Raw genomic sequence first — 16,623 nt, forward strand, 5'->3', positions numbered from 1 at the left:
AAGTCGGGGATCTATCCGTTCTGTCCATCCTTGGGCATGCAGTCAAGCAACGGTCGTGCCCGTAGCAACGGGGACGGTCCCGAGAGATCCGGCGAGTACCGCCAAGCCCAGGGCCCGCCGTTCGTCGAGGCGCCGGGAGAGGTGTGCTACGAGGACCCGTGGTACGACGCCCTGGCGTCGGGCTGGGGCGAGTCGGGCACCGTGAACGTGCCCCCGGCCGAGGTCCCGGCGGGGCGCCGAAGCCGGGAGGACGGACGTCTGGCAGCCGCCCAGGTCTATCTGGAGGTCCAGCGCAGCGAGGCCTTCCAGGAGGTGCGCAGCCGGTACCGGAAGTTCGTGACGCCGGCGGTCGCCGGCTTCTTCCTCTGGTACGTGGCGTACGTCGTGACGGCGACGACCGCGCCCGGGTTCATGGCGCGGCCGGTGGTCGGCGCGGTGAACGTGGCGTTGCTCGCCGGGCTCGGACAGTTCCTCAGCACGTTCCTGCTCACCTGGGCCTACGCCCGGCACGCACGGCTGCGCCGGGACCGTGCGGCGCTCGAACTGCGCTGGGACACACAGGAACTGACGCGTGGCGCGACGGGCGGTGTGTCGTGACCGGCCATCATCAGACGCTGGCGTTGCTGCTGTTCAGCGCCTTCGTCGCGGTCACGCTGGGGATCACGACGTGGGTGAGTCGCAACCGGCATGGTTCGGAGGAGGAGTTCTATGTCGGCGGGCGGCTGTTCTCGCCGATGGAGAATGGTTTTGCCATCGCGGGCGACTACATGTCGGCGGCCTCCTTCCTCGGCATCTCCGGGCTGATCGCGCTCTTCGGCTACGACGGGCTGCTGTACTCGGTGGGCTTCCTGGTCGCCTGGCTGGTGGTGCTGTTCCTCGTCGCCGAACTGGTGCGCAACTGCGGGCGGTTCACGCTCGCCGACGTGGTCGCCGCGCGGATGAGCGAGCGGCCGGTGCGGATCGCGGCGGGAACTTCTTCGGTCACGGTGTCCGTTCTCTATCTGGTGGCGCAGATGGTGGGTGCGGGCAGCCTGGTCGCGCTGCTCCTGGGGAACACCGGCGAGGCGGCGCAGTCCTGGGCGGTCATCGGGGTCGGCGCGCTGATGGTGATCTATGTGTCGTTGGGAGGGATGCGGGCCACCACGTGGATTCAGATCGTGAAGGCGGTTCTGCTGCTGGGCGGCACCATCGCGCTCACGGCGCTCGTTCTGGTGCGCTTCCACGGCGACTTCGACCTGTTGCTGCGCACGGCGGCCGAGCGCAGCGGGCACGGCACGGCGTTCCTGGCGCCCGGGCTCAAGTACGGCGGGGACTGGACGTCGCGCTTCGACTTCATGAGCCTGGGGCTGGCACTGGTGCTGGGCACGGCGGGGCTGCCGCACATCCTGTCGCGCTTCTACACCGTTCCGACCGCGCGGGCGGCCCGGCGGTCCGTGGTCTGGTCGATCGGGCTCATCGGCGGCTTCTACCTGATGACGATCGTGCTCGGCTTCGGCGCGGCGGCGATCGTCGGCCCCCAGGCCGTACGCGGCTCGAACGCGGCCGGGAACACGGCGGTGCCGCTCCTGGCGCTGGACCTGGGCGGCGGCGCCGACTCCACGGGAGGCACGGTCCTGTTCGCGGTCGTGGCGGCCATTGCCTTCGCAACGATTCTCGCGGTCGTCGCCGGGATCACGCTGGCTTCCTCGGCGTCGGTGGCGCACGACCTGTACGCGTCCCTACGTCGCAAGCACGCCAAGCCGCGTAGTGAGGTGGCGGTGGCGCGCATCGCCGCCGTGGGTATCGGAGTGGTCGCGATCGCCCTCGGTCTGCTGGCCCGCGATCTGAACGTCGCCTTCCTGGTCGGGCTGGCCTTCGCGGTCGCAGCGTCCGCAAATCTGCCGGTGCTGATGTACTCCCTGTTCTGGCGGGGCTTCACCACACGGGGCGCCGTGTGGGCGGTGTACGGCGGGCTGGTGCCGGCCCTGGCGCTCGTCGTGCTGTCGCCGGTGGTGTCGGGCAGCCCCGAGTCGCTCTTCCCCGGCGTGGACTTCCAGTACTTCCCGCTGCAGAACCCCGGCCTGGTCTCGATCCCGCTGGGTTTCCTCGCCGGCTGGCTCGGGACGGTCACCTCGGCCGAGGTCGCGGACGAGGCCAAGCACGCGGAGACCGAGGTGCGGTCGCTGACGGGGGCGGGCGCCGTTTAGCGGGCGGCTCCCTCATCGTCGTAGGGACCCTTCACCCTCGTAGGGACCCTTCATCCTCGTAGGGACCCTCATGCTCGTAGGGACCCCTCGTCTTCGTAGGGCTCCCTCGCCTTCGTAGGGCGTCAGGGAGTTGTTCTATGGGGCCACCCAGGCGTAGCGGTGTTCCGGGCGGCCTGTGTCTCCGTACTTGAGGGAGAGGTGCAGGCGGCCGGCCTGTTCCAGATGGCGGAGGTAGCGCTGGGCGGTGGAGCGGCTCAGGCCGGTCTCGGCGGCGACCTCGTGGGCCGAGAGGGGGTGGTCGGCGCGGTGCAGGACGGCGCAGATCAGGTCCGTGGTCGGCTCCGAGTGGCCGCTCGGCAGCCCGGGGATCGACGGCGCGGGCGCCGTGCGCAGGGCGCCGAAGATCCGGTCGACCTGTTCCTGGCCGGCGATGCCGTGGCCGCCGACCCGGTCCACCGTGCGGCGCAGGGCGGCGTAGGAGTCGAGGCGGGTGCGCAGCGCGGCGAAGGTGAACGGCTTGACCAGGTAGTGGAGGGCGCCGAGGCGCATCGCGGTCTGCACCGTCGTGACGTCGCCGGCCGCCGTGATCATGATGACGTCGGTGCCGTGCCCCTGTTCCCGCATGCGGTGGACGAGTTCGAGGCCCGTCCCGTCGGGCAGGTAGTGGTCGAGCAGGACCAGGTCGATGGTCCCGCGCTGCACGCTGGCGAGCGCTTGGGCGGCACTGTGCGCGCGGGCGGCCACCCGGAATCCGGGAACCTTTCCCACGTACTTGGCGTTGATCTCGGCGACACGGAAGTCGTCGTCCACCACCAGGACGTCAATCATCGGGCCTCTCTCCGTCAAGGCCAGGAGGGCGTTAAGCCCATGTTTCGGCTCCGCTGTTGTAGCGCGCGCAAAACGAGCACAACAGGCTCTTGCAAGCAAAAGAAGCGCATGCGCTCAGAAGGCTGATGCCGTCTCCCTGGTCACCTCTACCGTCCCCGGCCATGAGCGCACACACCAGCCCCGCCATCGAGCTGCGGGGTGCGAGCAAGGTCTTCAGGACCCCGTCGGGGGCCCCGCACACGGCCGTGCGGGACCTCGACCTCACGGTCGGCCGCGGCGAGTTCGTGGCCGTCGTCGGACCGACCGGCTGCGGCAAGTCGACCACGCTGACCCTGGTCAGCGGCCTGGAAGAGCCCACCCAGGGCGAGGTTCTGGTCGCCGGGCAGCCCGTGCGGGGCGTCGGCGACAAGGTCGGCTTCGTCTTCCAGCAGGATGCGACGTTCCCCTGGCGCACGGTCCTGTCCAACGTGATGGCGGGCCCGCGTTTCCGGGGCGTGCCCAAGGCGGAGGCGAAGCGGCAGGCACGCGAGTGGCTGGCCCGGGTCGGGCTCGCCGCCTTCGAGGACCGCTACCCGCACCAGCTCTCCGGCGGTCAGCGCAAGCGCGTCGCCCTCGCCGCGACCTTTGTCAACGACCCGGAGATCCTGCTCATGGACGAGCCGTTCTCGGCGCTCGACGTGCAGACCCGGGCCCTGATGTCGGACGAGCTCCTCGAGCTGTGGGAGGGCACCGGCGCGTCCGTCGTCTTCGTCACCCACGACCTGGAGGAGTCCATCGCGCTGGCCGACAAGGTCGTCGTCATGACCGCGGGGCCCGCCACCGTGAAGCACGTCTTCGACATCGACCTGCCGCGGCCCCGCAAGGTCGAGGCGGTGCGTCTGGAGCCGCGGTTCATCGAGATCTACCGCGAGATCTGGGAGTCCCTCGGCGAAGAGGTCCGCATCACCCGCGAGAGGAGTGCCTCCCATGTCGCCTGACGTCCTCAGCACACCGGTCGTCGACACGGTCAAGACGCCGGATCGCGCGCACTCACGCGCGCGTGCCGCACGCAGACGCAAGATCCTCGTCAGCGTGTGCCGCCTGCTGCTCCTGGTGGCGGTGCTCGGCCTCTGGGAGGGGCTCTCCCGGGCCAAGGTCATCGACCCGTTCAACTTCTCGATGCCCTCGAAGATCTGGGACCAGATCCACACCTGGGTGACGCACGGGACCGCCCTCGGCTCCCTGGGCGAACAGATCTGGTACACGCTCCACGAGGCGCTGCTCGGCTGGGTCATCGGGGTGGCCGCCGGGGTCGTGTGCGGGATCGCGCTCGGGCGCATCGCCTTCCTAGCCGACGTCCTTGGTCCATACATCAAGGTGCTCAACTCCATACCCAGGATCGTCCTGGCGCCGATCTTCGTGATCTGGTTCGGACTCGGCCCCGCCTCCAAGGTCGCCTCGGCGGTCGTGCTGGTGTTCTTCCCGGTCTTCTTCAACGCCTTCCAGGGAGCCCGCGAGGTCGACCGCAACCTCGTGGCCAACGCCCGCATCCTCGGCGCGAGCGACCGCAGGGTGACCCTTCAGGTGGTCGTCCCGTCCGCCACGTCATGGATCTTCACCAGCCTCCACGTCAGCTTCGGCTTCGCCCTCATCGGCGCCATCGTCGGCGAGTACATCGGCGCGACCAAGGGCATCGGTCTGCTCGTCGCGCAGTCCCAGGGCACCTTCAACGCGGCCGGCGTGTACGCCGCGATGGTCATCCTCGCCGTCGTCGCACTCGTCGCCGAGGGACTGCTGACCTTCGCCGAGAGCCGCATCTTCCGGTGGAAGCCGGCGGGCTCGGACCACTGATTCCTCCGGTTCCCGCCCAGTTCCCAGAGCTGACCCTTCAGGGCGCCGCCGGCTCCCCCTTCGTTGAACGATCCGCACCCTCACATGCCTCACCCCCACATGCCTCACCCCCGCATCGCCCTCTCACAAGGACGTGAACCCGCCATGCGCATCACCGCCAGATACACCGCCCTGGCCGCCGCCGGCCTGCTGGCCCTCTCCTCGCTCACCGCCTGCGCCAACGACGCGGCCTCCACCGCCTCCACCGGCTCCGGCAGCAAGGGGGACGGCAAGGGGACGAAGGTCAAGATCATGGTCGGCGGCCTGGACAAGGTCATCTACCTGCCCGCGATGCTCACCCAGCGCCTGGGCTACTTCGACGCCGAGGGACTCGACGTCGAGCTGCTGAGCGAGCCGGCCGGCGTGCAGGCCGAGACCGCGCTCGTCTCCGGCCAGGTCCAGGGCGCCGTCGGCTTCTACGACCACACCCTCGACCTTCAGGTGAAGGGCAAGGCGGTCGAGTCCGTCGTGCAGTTCTCGCACGCTCCCGGCGAGGTGGAGATCGTCTCCACCAAGGCGGAGGACGACATCACCTCGCCCAAGGACTTCAAGGGCAAGAAGCTCGGCGTCACCGGCCTCGGGTCCTCGACCGACTTCCTCACCAAGTACCTCGCCGTCAAGAACGGCGTGAAGGTCAGCGAGTTCACGCCGGTCGCCGTGGGCGCGGGGCCGACCTTCATCGCGGCGCTCCAGCAGGGCGCGATCGACGGCGGCATGACGACCGACCCGACCGTGGCGACCATCCTCGACAAGAAGGCGGGGAAGGTCCTCCTCGACATGCGCACTCCGCAGGGCTCCGAGGACGCGCTCGGCGGGCCGTATCCGTCGTCAAGCCTGTACATGCAGACGGACTGGGTCAACAGTCACAAGGACACGGTCCAGAAGTTGGCCAATGCATTCGTCAAGACGCTCAAGTGGATGTCCACCCACGGCGCGACCGACATAGCTGACAAGATGCCGGCGGACTACTCCCAGGGCAGCAAGCTGCTGTACGCGGTGGCCATCAAGAACACGCTGCCGATGTTCACCGACGACGGCGTGATGCCCAAGGACGGCCCCGAGACCGTGGAGAAGGTCCTCAAGGCGTTCAACCCCACCATCCAGAACGCCACGGTGGACCTGAGCAAGACCTACACGACCGAGTTCGTGGACAAGGCGACAGGGTGACGAGGTGTGGGATGACGGAATGACCGTCTGACGGAATGACCGTCTGACGGTCGAGTGGGCGGTGGGCCGGAATCCGTATCCCAGGAGGGCACGGTTCCTTCCCCCGCCCCCATGGGCCGTGCCCTCAGGCGCGGGTCGCCCACACGTAGCGGTGTTCCGGGCGGCCCGCGTCGCCGTACTTCAGGGTCAGCCGGGCCCTCCCCGTGCGCTCCAGGAGCTTCAGATAGCGCTGGGCGGTCTGTCGGCTCACTCCCGTCCGATCCGCGATCTCCTGGGCCGACAGGGGCCCTTCGGCGTTCATCAGGGACTGGCGTACGAGCTCGGCGGTGGTGGGGGAGTGCCCTTTGGGCAGCCCGGGCTCCGAGGGCGCGGACAGGGCGCCGAAGATGCGGTCGACGTCGGCCTGCTCGGCCTCGCCGCCGCCGTCCAGGGTGCGGCGCAGATCGGCGTACGCCTCCAGCTTGGCGCGCAGGCCCGCGAAGGCGAACGGTTTCACCAGGTACTGCAGGGCGCCGTGGCGCATCGCGGCCTGCACCGTGGTGACGTCCCGCGCCGCGGTCACCATGATCACGTCGGTCTGGTGGCCGCGCCGGCGCATCTCCTGGACGACCTCGAGACCCGTCTCGTCGGGCAGATAGTGGTCCAGCAGGACCAGATCCAGATGGGGCAGCAGTTCGAGCTGGCGCAGGGCGTCGGCCGCGTTGTGCGCCTCGCCGGCGACATGGAAGCCCGGCACCTTCTCGACGTAGGCGGCGTTGACCCGGGCGACTCTGGTGTCGTCGTCCACCACCAGGACCTCGATCATCGCGTGTCCTCCTCGGCCGTGCTCCGCGCCGGTGCGGCCAGAGCGGGCTCCAGGGGGCCTGTCAGAGCGGATTCCGGTGCGGATTCCGGTGCGGGCTCGGCCAGCGCCTCCGGCAGGACGACGGTGAACTCCGCGCCCCCGCCGGTCGCCTCGCCGACCGCGGCGCTGCCGCCCTGCCGCTCGGCGAGCCTGCGGACCAGGGAGAGCCCGATGCCCCGCTTGCCGTGCGCCGGCGGCTTCTTCGTGGACCAGCCCTCGGTGAAGACCAGCTCCCGCTGCTCGGCCGGGATCCCGGGCCCGGTGTCGCACACCCTGAGGACGGCGGTGCGGCCCTCGGCGCGCAGTTCGATCTCCACGCGCGCGTGGGGGGTGCCCGCGACGGCGTCGAGCGCGTTGTCCACGAGGTTGCCCACGACGGTGACCAGCCCGCGCGGATCGACCAGCCGGTCGGGCAGCCGGGTGCGGTCCGAGACCCACAGGGCGACCCCGCGCTCCGCCGCGACGGTGGCCTTGCCGACCAGCAGGGCGGCGAGCAGCGGGTCCCCGATCTTCTCGGTCACCTGCTCCGCGGTGACCCGGTGGTCGCCGACCACCTCTCCGACGAAGTCCACGGCGTCGTCGTACATCTCCAGTTCGAGCAGGCCGAGCAACGTGTGCATGCGATTGGCGTGTTCATGGTCCTGGGCGCGCAGCGCGTCGATCAGGCCGTGCGTGGAGTCCAGCTCGCGGCCGAGCTGCTCCAGCTCGGTGCGGTCGCGCAGGGTGGCCACGGCGCCGTCGTCGTCGGTGGGCATCCGGTTGACGACCAGGACGCGGTGCCCGCGGACGGCGATCAGATCCGTGCCGGTCACCCGGCCGGCCAGCACGTCGGCCGTACGGCCCTCCCCGAGCGCCTCGTCGGGGGAGCGGCCGACCGCCTCCTCCCCGATGCCCAGGAGGCGCTGGGCCTCGTCGTTGAGCAGCCGGACGCGGCCGGCCCGGTCCAGGGCGACGACGCCTTCCCGGATGCCGTGCAGCATCGCCTCGCGCTCGGCGAGCAGCGCCGAGATATCGGAGAAGGCCAGGTCACGGGTCTGCCGCTGGACGCGGCGGGAGATCAGCCAGGCGGCCAGCGCGCCCACGGCGAGTGCGCCGCCCGCGTACGCGAACAGCCCCGGGATGGCGTGGATCAGGCGGGCCCGCACGCTGTTGTACTCGATGCCGACCGAGACCGCTCCGACGATCGTGCCGTCGCTGTCGCGCAGGGGGACCTTGCCGCGGGCGGAGCGCCCCAGGGTGCCGTTGTCGATCTCCATCACGTCCTTGCCGGCCAGGGCCTGGCTCGGGTCCGTGGAGACATGGCCGCCGACCTGCTTGGGGTCGGTGTGCGACCAACGCGTGCCGTTGAGGTCCATCACCACGACGTACTCCGCGCCGCTGGCCTTGCGGATCCGTTCGGCCTCCTGCTGCACCGGGCCGTCGACCGTCGGGGCTGTGGTGCGCAGATCCTCGGCGATCTGCGGCACCGCCGCGGTGGTCTGCGCGATGGCCAGCGCGCGGCTCATCGCCTGGTCGTCCAGCTGGTCGCCGAGCGGGGCCAGGAACAGCCCGGTCGCGAGCACCACGACCCCCGCGGTGATCGCCAGCTGCATGAGCAGGAGCTGCGAGAACATGCGCCGCGGCATGCCGAGGCGCAGGCGACGGGCGGGGGGAGAGGGGCTCATACCCAAGACGGTACGTGGGTGGACCCGCGCAGCCGTAGGGGTGTGTGGTGTGGATCTCTTGACCGGCTCAAGAGGAAACGGTTCGGCCGCGCCTGGGACGAGGTCCGGACGGGGTTACGGGATGGGCGGTCGGGATGGGCGGTACGGGTGGTGCGGGACGGGGATACGGGGCTTCAGCGCGCCGTCGCCGTCAGCCGGTGCGTCGCCGTCCGCGCGTGCGCCGCTGTCGGCTCGTGCGCTGCTGTCCGCGCGTGCGTCGCTGCCGGCTTCTGCGTCGCCGGCAACTCCTCCACCGCCACCACGTCCATCCGCCCGGGTGAACCGAGGACCGACGCCCCGCAGCTCTCCGCGCGCGGCGGCTGCGACGCGACCTGGGCCACGACGACCCGCCAGCGGCGTCCGTCGGTGTGCGCGACGGTCACCTCCCAGCGCGGCGCCTCCCCGGCGGTGAGGACGACGCCGAGCGCCTCTGCCGCGTCCTCGCCGGTCACCCCGCGCACGGCCAGCTCCGCCGCCTGGCCGGGCCGCTCCCAGGCCGAACGTCCTCGGCACCCCTCCAGGACGATCCGGCCCTCCTGGACGCCGTGCAGGACCTCCTTGACGGTGTGGGCCTCGGCGCGCCCGTACGCGTAGCCGTACGGCAGGACGAGCAGTGTGGGGGAGAAGCGATGTCCGCCCAGATGAGTGACCTCCCAGGCGCCCGCCACCCCCGACGCGGCGAGTTCGGCGGCGAGCGGGCGGCCGAGCAGGGCGCAGCAGCGGTCGCGCTTGCCGTTGGTGCAGACGAGGGCGAGCGGATCCCCGGTGTGGGCACGGCCCCGGACCGCGGTGTCGAAGGTGTGGTGGTCGCCCCGGCCGAGCGCGGCGAAGTCGATGTCCAGCAGCTGCCCCGGATCGTGGGTCGCGGCGCTGCGCAGCCACGTCTTCCCGGGGGCCGTGTGGGCCGCGTACACCTGGCGCAGCGGCGGCGCGCCGAAGTCCGCGTGACGTCCGGGACGCCGGATGAGCGCGATCCGTACGCCCGTGTCCCGCACGGCCGCCTCCAGGGCGCGGCCCAGCGCTCGGTCCAGGTGGCTCGAGACCAGCGCGTCGGCGCCCCAAGGGCCGGGCTGTTCCAGCAGGAGCCAGGTCGTTGCCGTGGCCGCGGTTCCGGACAGGGGCTCGTCGAGGTCCCGCGAGACGGTCGCGCACGTACTCACAGAGGTGAGCCTAACCTGACTTGACGCGACGTGACTTCCGGCGGGGCATGTTTCCCGCCCCCGCCCGCCCGCGTCCCCGGCTCCCGCCCGCGTCCCCGGCTCCCGCCCGCGTCCCCGGCTCCCGCCCGCGTCCCCGGCTCCCGCCCCCGCCCGCGTCCCCGGCTCCCGCCCCCGCCCCCGTCCCCGGCTCCCGCCCCCCGCTCCCGCTCTGCCCCCCCGGCTCCCGCCCCGCGTCCACGCGCGCGTGGGTGCACGTGAAACCGGGACAGCGTCCCCTGCCCGCCCACGTGGCCCGTCCAGCCTGCCTACGTCGGCAGCGGTCGGGGCGGCTGAGGGCCCACGTAGTGGCCGCTGGGGCGCATACGGAGCGGGCGCTCGCCGTACTCCTCCAGGGTGTGGGCGATCCAGCCCGCCGTACGGGCGACGGCGAAGATCGTCTCGCCCGCCGAGGCCTCCATCCCGCAGGACGCGGTGAACACCGCCAGCGCCAGGTCCACGTTGGCGTGCAGCGGGGCGTGCCGGGCGGTCGTCGCCGCGATGTCGCGGGCCGCGGCGAGCGCGGGCGCGGCGTCGGGGATGTCCTCCAGGAGGGCGAAGAGGGCACGCGCGCGTGGGTCCTCGCCGGGGTAGAGCCGGTGGCCGAGGCCCGGGATCCGGCGGCCCGCGCGCAGCTCCTCCGCGATCACGGGGGCGGCCGTGCCGAGGTCCAGCACCTCGAGCAGCAGGCGGTGGGCGAGGCCGCTCGCCGCGCCGTGCAGCGGTCCCTCGATGACGCCGAGCCCGGCGGAGACGGCCGCGTAGGCGTGTGCCCGGGCCGACGCGGCGACGCGCACCGCGAGCGTCGAGGCGGCCAGGTCGTGGTCGGCGAGCAGGCCCAGCGCCGTGTCCAGCACGCGCAGCCGCGCCTGCTCGGCAGGCCGCCCGCTGAGCCGCCTCCACAGGCGGCGGGCCAGGGAGCCCTCGTCCGGGTGCTGTTCCCGGTCCTCGTCTTGGTAGGTGAGCGGCTTCGGCGGGAGGGCGGCGACTAGGGTGGGGATCAGGATGCGCGCGGTGCCGAGCACGGCCTCCTCGGACAGGTCGTAGCGCAGGGGGTCCGCGACCGAGGCGGCGATGGCGGCGACCCGCAACCGGTCGACGGGGCCGGTGTGCTCGGGCAGCGCGGCGACCGCGTGGCGGGCGGCCTCGACCGAGGGCTCCGGCGCGGTGAAGGCGGCTCCGGGGTGCATCCGGCCGGTCCACAGCCACTCGGCGACCTCTTCGTAGGAGTGCCGGGCGGCCAACTCGGTCGCGTCGACGCCCCGGAAGTAGTACCGGTCCGTGTCGATGAACGTGAGGCGGGTGCGTACGGACAGGTCGGCGCCCGATCCTGGACTCCCGGCGCTCTCCCGCCTGTTGCGCCGGGCGAGCGCCCCGACCTCCTCGGCGTCGAAGGTGCTGCCCCGGCCGCCGGACACCCGCCGGCTGCTGAGCCGGCCGCGGCTGACGTACGCGTACACGGTCTCGGGTTTCACACCGAGCAGTTCGGCGGCCTCCTTGGTGCTCAGCCGTCGGTCGGGGCGGCCGGGGCCGGGGTCTTGATCGCGCATGGGGGTCACCGTAGTGGCAGCGCGGCGCCCGTCGACGTGACAGAAGAAGGCCCCGGCGTCGCGCTCGGCGGTCCGGGGCCTTTCTCGAAAAGAGCCCGGGCGTTTGTCCCGGGCCGGTCTCAGGCGTCCGGAATATCGGCCTTCGCGCGAATGAGGGTCTCGCGGGAGATGACGACGATGCGTTCGTAGTCGGCGCGGGAGGCGTCGGACGGAAGGCCGGGGTCCAGTGAATCCGTGGCATCCGTACCGATAACGGCGAAATTCCCGTCGGCAAGCTCGAAAATATCGGGGCAATTCGCTCCGCTCACACTTCCCCGAGCGTGCGGAGATGCACCGATCCGACGGATGATCTGACTCACTGTTGCTTCCCTTGGGTCCGATGGCTTGCGCACGACGACTGCGCGGCGCAAGGCGGTCCCTGTGGGGTGCGCTCGTCATCCGGCGGCGTAGGCGGCGGTCTGGTGGGGTCCCCTACGCGATCAAGCGTGAGTCAACTCCCTGACGTCCCGCTTAACCGCGTACTTCACCTGTTCGTTATGGGCCGTGGGTGTGAATTCGCCGACGGGGTCGCGAGGCCGGAAGTGCGAGCCCTCGGCTGCCGGAGTGCGCCGAGGACCGGGGTAAGTCAGGTGCTCGGAGGTTCGCCGACCACCCACCATTCGTCCGTGTCGGACTCCTCGAGTTGTGTCAGGAGTTCGTCCACCATGCGGCCGAGTTCCGCCTCGTCCGAGCCGTCGGCAATGGTGGCCCGCTGGTGTCTGGTCGCGTACCAGTACTCCCGTACGACAGGATTCTGCAGAATGCCCCGGATGTAACCGAAGAACTCTTCGCGGGAGATATTGCCGATCCGGTAATAAAAGAGCGCGTTCGTGTAGAGCGCGTTGGCGTAGAGGTACTGACGTCGCTGCTTGGTGGACACGGGCGCCTCGAAGAGATCCAGCACCTCCGCCAGTTCGGGGTCGTCGATGGCCTTGCTCAGCAGTTCCCAGTGCAGGCGCTGCTGGTTGGCCAGGTTGGTGTGCTGCTGGGAGTGGGCGGTGCGTTCCAGGTGTTCCAGCCGTACGCGCAGTGCCTCCAGCGCATGGCGCTGGGCCGCCATGGTGACGAGAGCGCCCGCGGCCATGCCGGCGGCCGCCGCGGCGACCGCGCCGAGTCCGCGGACCCCGGATTTCTGTGTGGCCATGTCAAAAACCCCCGATCGGGCGGCCGTGCGCCGGTCGTCGGGGTGCGGGCGGGCTGACGGGGACCGGCGAGCGGCGGGCGGCGCGTGCCGTCTCCCAGAGTGCCGAGCGGCTCTGATCGGCGGGGGAGGCGGAGGGGAGGCGCACGGAGGGAAGCGAGGGTCGCACGCCAGGGCGCCTTGCCCAACGTCTGCCCCGCGCGGGCGGTTGACAAGCGTTCACTCCGGGGTGATTCCCACGGCTCGTATCCTGGGTCGGCATTCCATCCCCGGACGCGCGCCCGGCCGTGAGCCGGTGCACGCGGAGGCGCCAGAGAGGTCGCACGTGACGCAGAGCCCCAGTCCGCGGCAGATCCCGGTCGTCGTTCTCGCCGGGTTCCTCGGCTCCGGGAAGACGACCCTGCTCAACCATCTCCTGCACCGCAGCGGAGGCAGCCGGATCGGCGCGATCGTCAACGACTTCGGCGCCATCGAGATCGACGCCCTCGCCGTGGCGGGCGCGCTCGGCGACTCCACCGTCTCCCTCGGCAACGGCTGCCTGTGCTGCGCCGTCGACGCCAGTGAGCTCGACGTCTACCTCGAGCGGCTGGCCCGTCCCTCCGCCGGCCTCGACGTCGTCGTCATCGAGGCCAGCGGCCTGGCCGAACCCCAGGAGCTCGTGCGGATGGTGCTGGCCAGCGAGCACCCGGGGATCGTGTACGGCGGGCTCGTCGAGGTCGTCGACGCCGCCGAGTTCGAGGAGACCCGCGCGAAGCACCCCGAGATCGACCGGCACCTCGCGCTCGCCGACCTCGTCGTGGTCAACAAGCTCGACCGGGCGCCCGACGCCGACCGCGTCCTCGGGCTCGTCCGGTCCCTGACCGACCGGGCCGCCGTCGTCCCGGCCGCCTACGGCCGCATCGACCCCGAACTCCTCTTCGACTGCCGGCCGAGCCGGGAGCGCATCGGGCAGCTCTCCTTCGACGACCTGCACGAGCACGACGACGATCCCCACGCCGAGCACCTGCACACCGGCTACGACAGCCTGTCCTTCGTCTCCGAGACCGCCCTCGACCCGCGCCGGTCGATGGAGTTCCTCGACAGCCGGCCCGAGGGGCTGTACCGGATCAAGGGGTACGTCGGCTTCGGCGCCCACGACCCCGCCAACCGGTACGTCGTGCACGCCGTCGGCCGCTTCCTGCGCTTCTACCCGGAACCCTGGCCGCCCGCCGAGCCCCGCCTCACCCAGCTCGTCCTCATCGGCTCCGGCATCGACACCGCGGCCCTGGGCAAGGAACTCGACGCATGCCGGCGCGACGACGCCCCACATGCCGACGAGCGCGCCATGTGGGGCGTCCTGCGCTACGTACAGGATCCCGAGGAGTACGTACACGGGTCCGAGGAACGCGTACAGGATCCCGAGGAGTATCTACCGGAACCCGAGGAAGAGGCCTTCCCGGAGGGTTAGATCGGGCCGGCCACCACCGACACCGTCTTCGCCAGCGACACGCCCGAACCGTCACGGCGCGGGTCGATCTCCGGAAGCTCGACCGGGGTGCCGTTCTTCTGCGCGGCCTTCGCCGGGACGGGCCCCGCCCAGGCCAGGGACAGGCAGTCCTCGCCCTTCAGGAACCGCTGGCAGCGCACCCCGCCTGTGGCCCGGCCCTTGCGCGGATACTGGTCGAACGGGGTCAGCTTGGCGGTCGTCTGGACGGAGTCGTCCAGGGTGCCGCGTGAGCCCGCGACCGTGAAGACCACCGCGTCCGCCGCCGGGTCCACCGCCGTGAACGAGATCACCTTCGCGCCCTCGACGAGCTTGATGCCGGCCATGCCGCCCGCCGGACGGCCCTGCGGGCGCACCTGCGCGGCCTGATAGCGCAGCAGCTGGGCGTCGTCCGTGATGAAGACCAGGTCCTCCTCGCCGGTGCGCAGTTCGACCGCGCCGACGATGCGGTCGCCCTCCTTGAGGGTGATGACCTCCAACTCGTCCTTGTTGGTCGGGTAGTCGGGCACGACCCGCTTGACGACGCCCTGTTCCGTGCCGAGCGCAAGGCCCGGGGACGACTCGTCGAGCGTGATCAGACAGATCACCGTCTCGTCGCCCTCCAGGGAGACGAACTCCGTCAGCGGGGCGCCGCCCGAGAGGTTCGGCGCCGACGCCGTGTCCGGCAGCTGCGGCAGGTCGACCACGTTGATCCGCAGCAGTCGGCCGGACGAGACGACCGCGCCGATCTCGCCGCGCGCGGTGGCCGGCACGGCCGAGACGATCACGTCGTGCCTGGTGCGCGGGCCGGCCTCCTCCTCGGTGTCCTCGGCGCTCTCCGTGGAGGGCTCGCCGTTCGCCGTACGGGCCAGCAGTCCCGTGGAGGACAGCAGGACGCGGCACGGGTCGTCCGCGACCTGGAGCGGCACCGCGGAGGTCGTGACGCCCGACGACTCCAGCAGGACCGTACGCCGCTCGGTGCCGAACTTCTTGGCCACCGCGGCCAGTTCGGCCGAGACCATCTTGCGCAGCTCGGCGTCGGAGTCCAGGATCCGGGTCAGCTCGGCGATCTCCGCGTTGAGCCGCTCCTGCTCGGCCTCCAGCTCGATGCGGTCGAACCTGGTCAGCCGGCGCAGCGGGGTGTCCAGGATGTACTGGGTCTGGATGTCCGACAGCGAGAAGCGCTCCATCAGACGCTGCTTGGCCTGCGCGCTGTTGTCGCTGGAGCGGATCAGCCGGATGACCTCGTCGATGTCGACGAGCGCCGTCAGCAGGCCCTCCACCAGATGCAGCCGGTCGCGGCGCTTGGTCCGGCGGAACTCGCTGCGGCGGCGCACCACCGTGAAACGGTGGTCGAGGTAGACCTCCAGGAGCTCCTTGAGGCCCAGCGTGAGCGGCTGGCCGTCCACCAGCGCCACGTTGTTGATGCCGAAGGACTCCTCCATCGGCGTCAGCTTGTACAGCTGCTCCAGGACCGCCTCCGGCACGAAGCCGTTCTTGATCTCGATGACCAGGCGCAGGCCGTGCGCGCGGTCGGTGAGGTCCTTGACGTCGGCGATGCCCTGGATCTTCTTCGAGCCGACCAGGTCCTTGATCTTGGCGATGACCTTCTCGGGGCCGACCGTGAAGGGCAGCTCGGTGACGACCAGGCCCTTGCGGCGGGCCGTCACCGTCTCCACCGACACCGTGGCGCGGATCTTGAAGGTGCCGCGGCCCGTCTCGTAGGCGTCCCGGATGCCCGAGAGGCCGACGATCCGGCCGCCGGTGGGCAGGTCGGGGCCCGGGACGTGCCGCATCAGGGCGTCCAGATCGGCGGCCGGGAAGCGGATCAGATGGCGGGCGGCGGCGATGACCTCGCCCAGGTTGTGCGGCGGCATGTTCGTGGCCATGCCGACCGCGATGCCCGACGAGCCGTTGACCAGGAGGTTCGGGAAGGCGGCGGGCAGCGCCACCGGCTCCTGCTCCTGGCCGTCGTAGTTCGGCGCGAAGTCGACCGTGTCTTCGTCGATCGACTCCGTCATCAGGCTTGTCGCCTCGGCCTGACGGCACTCCGTGTACCGCATCGCGGCCGGCGGGTCGTCGTTGCCCAGGGAGCCGAAGTTGCCGTGGCCGTCGACCAGCGGCACGCGCATGGAGAACGGCTGGGCCATGCGCACCAGGGCGTCGTAGATCGAGGCGTCGCCGTGCGGGTGCAGCTTGCCCATGACCTCGCCGACGACGCGGGCGCACTTGACGTACCCGCGGTCGGGGCGCAGGCCCATCTCGTTCATCTGGTAGACGATGCGGCGGTGCACCGGCTTGAGGCCGTCGCGGGCGTCCGGCAGGGCGCGGGAGTAGATGACCGAGTACGCGTACTCGAGGAAGGAGCCCTGCATCTCGTCGACGACGTCGATGTCGAGGATCCGCTCCTCGTACGACTCGTCGGGCGGCGGGGTCTTCGTGCTGCGGCGGGCCATCGCTGCCGGCTCCTTGCTGGGGCGTGTGACGGGATCTGACGCGGACCATTGTGGACCGTGGCACTGACAGTGCGGGCGAGGACCCGGCGTCGGCCGTCCGGCCCTGCGCCGGGAGGCATCTCCTTCACGGCTGCCCGCAGGCTACGCGATCTCGCTCTCGGCGTACGCCGTCCGGGAACTTC

The 16,623-nt window shown here is 71.1% G+C and carries 14 protein-coding genes; 6 read left to right on the forward strand and 8 right to left on the reverse strand.

Going from position 1 to position 16,623, the window contains the following annotated elements:
- Positions 1-36 precede the first annotated feature (36 nt).
- Both OG562_RS31945 and OG562_RS31950 read left to right on the forward strand, forming a co-directional pair.
- The gene (locus OG562_RS31945; protein WP_266404131.1) at positions 37-597 is read left to right on the forward strand and encodes a DUF485 domain-containing protein; all 561 of its coding nucleotides are present in this window, start codon (positions 37-39) and stop codon (positions 595-597) included.
- Positions 594-2,186 (forward strand): cation acetate symporter, encoded by a 1,593-nt coding sequence (locus OG562_RS31950; protein WP_266404132.1) that lies wholly within the window; start codon positions 594-596, stop codon positions 2,184-2,186. The genes OG562_RS31945 and OG562_RS31950 overlap by 4 nt, the downstream gene beginning before the upstream one ends.
- A gap of 135 nt (positions 2,187-2,321) precedes the next feature.
- Here OG562_RS31950 and OG562_RS31955 read toward each other — a convergent pair whose 3' ends face one another.
- Positions 2,322-3,014: a response regulator gene (locus OG562_RS31955; protein ID WP_266404133.1), complete on the reverse strand. Its 693-nt coding sequence runs from the start codon at positions 3,012-3,014 to the stop codon at positions 2,322-2,324.
- Between the two features lie 161 nt (positions 3,015-3,175).
- Here OG562_RS31955 and OG562_RS31960 point away from each other — a divergent pair, with 161 nt between their 5' ends.
- The 3 genes from OG562_RS31960 to OG562_RS31970 all read left to right on the forward strand — a co-directional run bounded on the left by OG562_RS31960 (position 3,176) and on the right by OG562_RS31970 (position 6,050).
- A complete protein-coding gene (locus tag OG562_RS31960; protein ID WP_266404134.1) occupies positions 3,176-3,991 on the forward strand; it encodes an ABC transporter ATP-binding protein in 816 nt (271 codons plus the stop codon).
- Positions 3,981-4,844 (forward strand): ABC transporter permease, encoded by an 864-nt coding sequence (locus OG562_RS31965; protein ID WP_266404135.1) that lies wholly within the window; start codon positions 3,981-3,983, stop codon positions 4,842-4,844. The genes OG562_RS31960 and OG562_RS31965 overlap by 11 nt, the downstream gene beginning before the upstream one ends.
- Positions 4,845-4,988: 144 nt before the next feature.
- Complete coding sequence (locus tag OG562_RS31970) at positions 4,989-6,050, forward strand: ABC transporter substrate-binding protein (protein ID WP_266404136.1); 1,062 nt, start codon at positions 4,989-4,991, stop codon at positions 6,048-6,050.
- A 124-nt stretch (positions 6,051-6,174) separates the two neighbouring features.
- On the opposite strand, the gene OG562_RS31975 is transcribed toward OG562_RS31970, so the two are convergent.
- The 6 genes from OG562_RS31975 to OG562_RS32000 form a co-directional block, all read right to left on the reverse strand.
- The gene (locus OG562_RS31975) at positions 6,175-6,855 is read right to left on the reverse strand and encodes a response regulator (protein WP_266404137.1); all 681 of its coding nucleotides are present in this window, start codon (positions 6,853-6,855) and stop codon (positions 6,175-6,177) included.
- Positions 6,852-8,558, reverse strand: coding sequence for a sensor histidine kinase (locus OG562_RS31980; RefSeq protein WP_266404139.1), 1,707 nt, complete (start codon positions 8,556-8,558; stop codon positions 6,852-6,854). The genes OG562_RS31975 and OG562_RS31980 overlap by 4 nt, the downstream gene beginning before the upstream one ends.
- 173 nt (positions 8,559-8,731) lie before the next feature.
- A complete protein-coding gene (locus tag OG562_RS31985; protein WP_266404141.1) occupies positions 8,732-9,757 on the reverse strand; it encodes a sucrase ferredoxin in 1,026 nt (341 codons plus the stop codon).
- A 305-nt stretch (positions 9,758-10,062) separates the two neighbouring features.
- Positions 10,063-11,343 carry a citrate synthase gene (locus tag OG562_RS31990; protein WP_266404144.1) on the reverse strand — a complete coding sequence of 427 codons (1,281 nt, stop codon included), beginning with the start codon at positions 11,341-11,343 and terminating at the stop codon, positions 10,063-10,065.
- Positions 11,344-11,462: 119 nt separating this feature from the next.
- Entirely contained in the window at positions 11,463-11,702 is a 240-nt protein-coding gene (locus tag OG562_RS31995) for a hypothetical protein (protein WP_266404145.1), read from the reverse strand.
- Positions 11,703-11,968: 266 nt separating this feature from the next.
- Complete coding sequence (locus OG562_RS32000; protein WP_266404148.1) at positions 11,969-12,526, reverse strand: DUF6082 family protein; 558 nt, start codon at positions 12,524-12,526, stop codon at positions 11,969-11,971.
- Between the two features lie 322 nt (positions 12,527-12,848).
- On the opposite strand from OG562_RS32000, the gene OG562_RS32005 reads away from it, so the two are divergent.
- Complete coding sequence (locus tag OG562_RS32005; protein ID WP_266404151.1) at positions 12,849-13,970, forward strand: GTP-binding protein; 1,122 nt, start codon at positions 12,849-12,851, stop codon at positions 13,968-13,970.
- On the opposite strand, the gene OG562_RS32010 is transcribed toward OG562_RS32005, so the two are convergent.
- Entirely contained in the window at positions 13,967-16,441 is a 2,475-nt protein-coding gene (locus OG562_RS32010) for a DNA topoisomerase (ATP-hydrolyzing) subunit A (RefSeq protein WP_266404152.1), read from the reverse strand. The genes OG562_RS32005 and OG562_RS32010 overlap by 4 nt on opposite strands.
- Positions 16,442-16,623: the final 182 nt, after the last annotated feature.

It is taken from the genome of Streptomyces sp. NBC_01275 (genome assembly GCF_026340655.1).
Taxonomy (GTDB): Bacteria; Actinomycetota; Actinomycetes; order Streptomycetales; family Streptomycetaceae; genus Streptomyces.

Bases quoted from the DNA above. Each gene is read 5' to 3' on its own strand.
- OG562_RS31960 (WP_266404134.1), top strand. From the start codon at position 3,176: ATGAGCGCACACACCAGCCCCGCCATCGAGCTGCGGGGTGCGAGCAAG.
- OG562_RS31955 (WP_266404133.1), bottom strand. From the start codon at position 3,014: ATGATTGACGTCCTGGTGGTGGACGACGACTTCCGTGTCGCCGAGATC.
- OG562_RS31965 (WP_266404135.1), top strand. From the start codon at position 3,981: ATGTCGCCTGACGTCCTCAGCACACCGGTCGTCGACACGGTCAAGACG.
- OG562_RS31970 (WP_266404136.1), top strand. From the start codon at position 4,989: ATGCGCATCACCGCCAGATACACCGCCCTGGCCGCCGCCGGCCTGCTG.
- OG562_RS31980 (WP_266404139.1), bottom strand. From the start codon at position 8,558: ATGAGCCCCTCTCCCCCCGCCCGTCGCCTGCGCCTCGGCATGCCGCGG.
- OG562_RS31990 (WP_266404144.1), bottom strand. From the start codon at position 11,343: ATGCGCGATCAAGACCCCGGCCCCGGCCGCCCCGACCGACGGCTGAGC.
- OG562_RS31945 (WP_266404131.1), top strand. From the start codon at position 37: ATGCAGTCAAGCAACGGTCGTGCCCGTAGCAACGGGGACGGTCCCGAG.
- OG562_RS32010 (WP_266404152.1), bottom strand. From the start codon at position 16,441: ATGGCCCGCCGCAGCACGAAGACCCCGCCGCCCGACGAGTCGTACGAG.
- OG562_RS32000 (WP_266404148.1), bottom strand. From the start codon at position 12,526: ATGGCCACACAGAAATCCGGGGTCCGCGGACTCGGCGCGGTCGCCGCG.
- OG562_RS31975 (WP_266404137.1), bottom strand. From the start codon at position 6,855: ATGATCGAGGTCCTGGTGGTGGACGACGACACCAGAGTCGCCCGGGTC.